Annotated in this window: 4 protein-coding genes and 1 pseudogene; 4 read left to right on the top strand and 1 reads right to left on the bottom strand. The window is 61.0% G+C overall.

Going from position 1 to position 4,759, the window contains the following annotated elements:
- The first annotated feature begins 491 nt into the window (after positions 1-491).
- The 4 genes from ACFDS3_RS19095 to ACFDS3_RS19080 all read left to right on the top strand — a co-directional run bounded on the left by ACFDS3_RS19095 (position 492) and on the right by ACFDS3_RS19080 (position 4,280).
- Complete coding sequence (locus tag ACFDS3_RS19095) at positions 492-845, top strand: MarR family EPS-associated transcriptional regulator (RefSeq protein WP_375263930.1); 354 nt, start codon at positions 492-494, stop codon at positions 843-845.
- Between the two features lie 110 nt (positions 846-955).
- Positions 956-2,341 carry a UDP-glucose dehydrogenase family protein gene (locus ACFDS3_RS19090; protein WP_375263929.1) on the top strand — a complete coding sequence of 462 codons (1,386 nt, stop codon included), beginning with the start codon at positions 956-958 and terminating at the stop codon, positions 2,339-2,341.
- Positions 2,341-3,291, top strand: a complete 951-nt coding sequence (locus ACFDS3_RS19085) for a polysaccharide deacetylase family protein (RefSeq protein ID WP_375263928.1) — start codon at positions 2,341-2,343, stop codon at positions 3,289-3,291. The genes ACFDS3_RS19090 and ACFDS3_RS19085 overlap by 1 nt, the downstream gene beginning before the upstream one ends.
- A complete protein-coding gene (locus ACFDS3_RS19080) occupies positions 3,288-4,280 on the top strand; it encodes a GNAT family N-acetyltransferase (RefSeq protein WP_375263927.1) in 993 nt (330 codons plus the stop codon). Before ACFDS3_RS19085 ends, ACFDS3_RS19080 begins: the two co-directional genes overlap by 4 nt.
- Positions 4,281-4,571: 291 nt before the next feature.
- On the opposite strand, the pseudogene ACFDS3_RS19075 reads toward ACFDS3_RS19080, so the two are convergent.
- A pseudogene (locus ACFDS3_RS19075) lies at positions 4,572-4,759 on the bottom strand (IS5/IS1182 family transposase); the annotation flags it as partial.

The following is a 4,759-nucleotide window of genomic DNA, read 5'->3' as shown; positions in this document are numbered from 1 at the left end:
TCTCGTCATCCGCGGCCGCATTGGTCTGTGTCGGTGCCGCGGTCACGGCTGTCAGTTGCGGTCGCCCGCGTTCGAGTGCCTGTCCGGTCATGTATCTGCCTCTTGCCGCCTCGGCTCCGCTGTCGAGCGGATCATCTCGTCATGGCCGCGACCGAGGCATTGCCGCAGCGCTCGGCCTTGAAGGCGTCCTTTTAGCGATCGATACACCCAGAACAAGTGCTTTTCCCGAGGCTGAGCGAAAGCAGGCCAAGTCAAGCCAGGACAGTGGAGCCCTACGTCCATTGGCTACAAGGCTTGTCTCGCCCGCAAGGTGACGCTATCGGCGGCGCAACAAACGCTTTCGGTCCGAATGGGTTCCAAACTTTTTCACCAAGCGCGTTGCACATTCCCGTCATGATAGATAAGCGTTCACCCATGAACATGGACCGCCTCGCCGTCCGTACGCCCCCGAGCTCGCCCGCGAGTCCCGGTGCGGCAGCCATGGCGGCGCAATGATCCCCGAGGACATCCGTTTTCGCCTGCTGCGACTTCTCGAGGCCGAGCCGAACCTGTCGCAGCGCCAGATCGCCGCCGAGCTCGGGCTGAGCCTGGGGCGGGCGAACTACCTGCTGCGGGCGCTGATCGAGAAGGGCCAGGTGAAGGCGAGCAATTTCCGGGTCTCGCGCAACAAGCTGGCCTATGCCTATCTTCTGACCCCCAGCGGGCTCGAGGAGAAGGCACGGCTGGCCTCGGGTTTTTTGCAGCGCAAGCTGGCCGAGCACGCGGCGTTGCAAGCCGAGATCCAGACCTTGCAACGGGAGATGCAGCGGGCGGACAACGCTACGCAAGAGCGCCGCGGCCGATGATTGGTGTTATCAAACATTCGCCTGTTCGAGCCGGTATTAACACACATCAGTTTTTTGACCTCCGCTCACCCGCTTCTTGAGTACGCGGTTCTTAATTTGCGAAAGATGACATGAAAATTGCAACGATTGGGACCGGCTATGTCGGCCTCGTCTCCGGGGTCTGCTTTTCGGATTTCGGCCACGAGGTGATCTGCGTCGACAAGGATGCAGACAAGATTGCGCGGCTCGAGCGCGGCGAGGTGCCAATCTTCGAGCCCGGCCTCGAGGATCTTATGAGCCGCAACATCGAGGCGGGGCGGCTATCCTTCACCCGGGATCTCGAGGGAGCGCTTGCAGGCGCGCAGGCGGTGTTCATCGCGGTCGGCACCCCGACCCGGCGCGGCGATGGGCATGCCGATCTGAGCTATGTCATGGCCGCCGCCGAGGAGATCGCCCGCGCCGCGCCTCAGGGCGTCGTGGTGGTGACGAAGTCCACCGTGCCCGTGGGCACCAACCGCCGCGTCGCCGAGGTGATCCGGCGCGCCAACCCCGAGCTCGACTTCGACGTCGCCTCGAACCCGGAGTTCCTGCGCGAGGGGGCGGCGATCGACGACTTCATGCGTCCCGACCGGGTCGTGGTGGGTGTCGAGAACGAGCGCGCCGCCGGCATCATGGCTGACATCTACAAGCCGCTCTTCCTACGCGATTTCCCGATCGTCACTACAGATCTGGAAAGCGCCGAAATGATCAAATACGCAGCCAACGCCTTCCTCGCGACCAAGATCACCTTCATCAACGAAGTCGCAGCGCTGTGCGAAAAGGTCGGCGCCGACGTCAAGGAGGTCGCCAAGGGCATCGGCCTCGACGGCCGGATCGGCAACAAGTTCCTGCATGCGGGTCCGGGCTATGGTGGCTCCTGTTTCCCGAAGGACACCAAGGCGCTGGCCCGGATCGGCCAGGAGCATGCAAGCCCGATGCAGATCGTCGAGACGGTGATCAAGGTCAACGAGGAGACCAAGCGCCGAATGATCGACAAGCTGCTCGACTTGTGCGGCGGCTCGTTCAACGGCAAGACCGTCGCGGTGCTGGGCGTGACCTTCAAGCCCAACACCGACGACATGCGCGACGCGCCCTCTCTGACGCTGGTGCCGGCGCTGGTCGGCGGCGGCGCGAAGGTCCGGGTGTGCGACCCGCAGGGCCGGCACGAGGGCGAGGCGCTGCTGCCCGGCGTCGCATGGTGCGACGATGCCTATGCTGCAGCGGACAGCGCGGACCTGCTGGTAATCCTGACCGAGTGGAACGAGTTCCGCGGCCTCGATCTAGGCCGGGTCGCAGGCGCGATGGCGCAGCCGCGCATGGCCGATCTGCGCAACGTCTACTCCGACGCCGACGCCCGCGAGGCCGGGTTAGAAGCCTATATTGGCGTAGGGCGGCAGGTTCCCAAAGAAGCAATCACGGTACCTATTCTTGGCGCGGACAGAGAGCGCCACAAATCGATCAGCGAAGGACAGCAGTGATGGGAGCGTTCGTCATCTCTCTCGATTTCGAACTTCTCTGGGGTGTCCGGGATCACGCTGATCGGGAAAGCTACGGCGCCAACGTATTGGGAGCACGCGAGGCGGTGCCGCGCATGCTCGACCTGTTTGCCGAAAGCGGCATCCGCGCCACATGGGCCACGGTCGGTTTCCTCATGTGCGAGGATCGCGACGAACTTCTGGCTAGTTTGCCCGCGCCTGAAGAGCGGCCAGTATATAGCAATCCGAAGATGTCGAGCTACAGCTACCTCGACGACGTTGGAGCAGACGAGGCAAGCGATCCTTACTATTTCGGTGCCTCCCTCGTGCGACGTATTGCCGAAACTCCGGGGCAGGAGATCGGGACCCATACGCTGTCGCATTACTATTGCCTTGAGGAGGGCCAGACAGAGGCGACATTCGAGGCGGATCTGCGGGCGAGCCTGGAGATCGCGAGACACCGTGGCATCGAGATGCGGTCGATCGTTTTCCCTCGCAATCAGTATGGACCAGAACACCTCACGATCTGTGAGCGCCATGGGCTCATGGCTTACCGAGGCAATCCGGAGAGTTGGGCGTATCGGTCTGCAAGGGCTGCTGAGCAGACACCGTTGCGGCGTGCGCTGCGTCTCGCGGATTCTTACACAGCGATACTAGGGCATCAGACATTCAAGAAAGACCACAGCCAGATTGCCAATGTTCCCGCCAGCCGGTTTCTACGTCCCTGTGCAGGAAGATTGGCGCAGTTTCATCCGCTTCATCTCGCAACGATCAAGCGGGGCATGACCGCTGCCGCGCGTAGAGGAAGCAGCTATCATCTGTGGTGGCATCCACACAATTTTGGCCACAAGATCGAAGAGAACCTTGCTAGTCTACGACATCTTGCCGATCACTATCATTATCTCTCCGAAATGTACGGCATGACCTCCAAAGCCATGGGAGAAGCGGCTTGAGCGAAACCGAAATTTCCATTGAGGGCGTCGGCCCCGATGTGATCGATGCTTATGTCTCTTCGGGAATGGAGCGCGGCAAGGCGGGAAGGGCCGCGATTGACTGGGCTTTTGCAAAGAATGGCTCGGCTTTCGCCGTCGCGCGTCAGGAGGGAAAGGTCGTCGGCGTTTCGGGCTACGTTCGTTCACAGATGCGCTTTGGGTCCCACCACGGCTCCGCGTACCAAGCCATCGATTCCTTCGTATCCGACAGGATGCGGGGACAGGGCATCTTCACCAAGCTCGCACGTGCCTACGATGCTCATGCACAGGAGAATGGTGCAGACCTCGTATGGGGCTTTCCCAATGACAATGCAGCTCCGGCTTGGTTCAAAAAAATGGGCTGGCACCGCCATGGTCAGGTGCCGTTTCTGATCAAACCACTTCGCGCAGGATTACTCCTACGCAAACTGGGCCTGCCCGTCGATATCCCGCTGAGTCTGGCACGAGACCAGAACATCAGTCCTGTCGAGACATTCGGCGAGTGGGCCGACGTCCTCTGGGAAAGAACAGCCCCGAACATCGGCTGTGGCACAGTGAGAGATAGCGCCTTCTTAAACTATCGGATTTTCGCCAGCCCACACAACGCAGACTACCGCGTTGTTGCCGATACCGATACAGCCCAGGGCGCGCTGGTGGTGACACGCGAGGCGCAAAAGCACGGTGGACGCATTGCATATCTGATGGAAGCGCTTGGGAAGGAGTCGCTGCGTGAACTCCTTGCCTCCGAAATTGGGCGCTTGCGGCAACGAGAGGCTGAGGCTGTGCTAGCCTGGTCCTACCCATGGTCGCCGAACTATCGCTTGCTGCGTCGGCTTGGCTTCCTGCCTCTACCGGAACGAGTGCGTCCGATCCGCATATGGTTCGGCACTCGGCCTCACTCGTTTCGAGCTGGCATCGCGGATCAACAGCGGCAATGGTATTTGAGCTATCTCGACAGCGATACGGTCTGAGCGCTGTCGCTAAGTTAGGAATCTTTCGACATGACCGGCATCCATCTAACGATGGTCCTACTGGCCGAAGGGTTCCGGGACCGCGTCTACGGCGGGATGAGCGACTAATACGATGTAACACTCAATGGAAGCGTTCCCTGCTGCTGCAGGATCTGAATTCTCCGGCGACGAAGTGTTGTTGGAGGAGGCCGGAAGATGGCGCTCAGCGTGGATGCCGTCTTTACCCCGCAGTATGGGGGCGTTGTTGCAGAAATCAGGCTTGAGCCGCAGTTTCCCCTTTCCCCAATGAGGTCATGTCACGCGAACGATCTCGGCAGTGCCAAGGGCTGAGAAGCGGTTCATGAGGGCGATGCGGATGTGGACTTCGGCGGTCTGGCGGTCGGGATCTCTTGCCGCGATACGCTCGCCGAACGCGTTCAGGCACCGCATCTTGGCTTCGACGCGGCTGCGGAGATGGTAGCCGGTCCATCGTTTCCAGA

Source organism: Palleronia sp., assembly GCF_042089775.1.
In the GTDB taxonomy this organism is placed as follows: Bacteria; Pseudomonadota; Alphaproteobacteria; order Rhodobacterales; family Rhodobacteraceae; genus Palleronia.
This window is presented reverse-complemented; position numbering and strand designations above follow the sequence as displayed.

What these genes read in the sequence shown, in the direction of transcription:
- ACFDS3_RS19085 (WP_375263928.1), top strand. Translation starts at nt 2,341, where the DNA reads ATGGGAGCGTTCGTCATCTCTCTCGATTTCGAACTTCTCTGGGGTGTC.
- ACFDS3_RS19095 (WP_375263930.1), top strand. Translation starts at nt 492, where the DNA reads ATGATCCCCGAGGACATCCGTTTTCGCCTGCTGCGACTTCTCGAGGCC.
- ACFDS3_RS19090 (WP_375263929.1), top strand. Translation starts at nt 956, where the DNA reads ATGAAAATTGCAACGATTGGGACCGGCTATGTCGGCCTCGTCTCCGGG.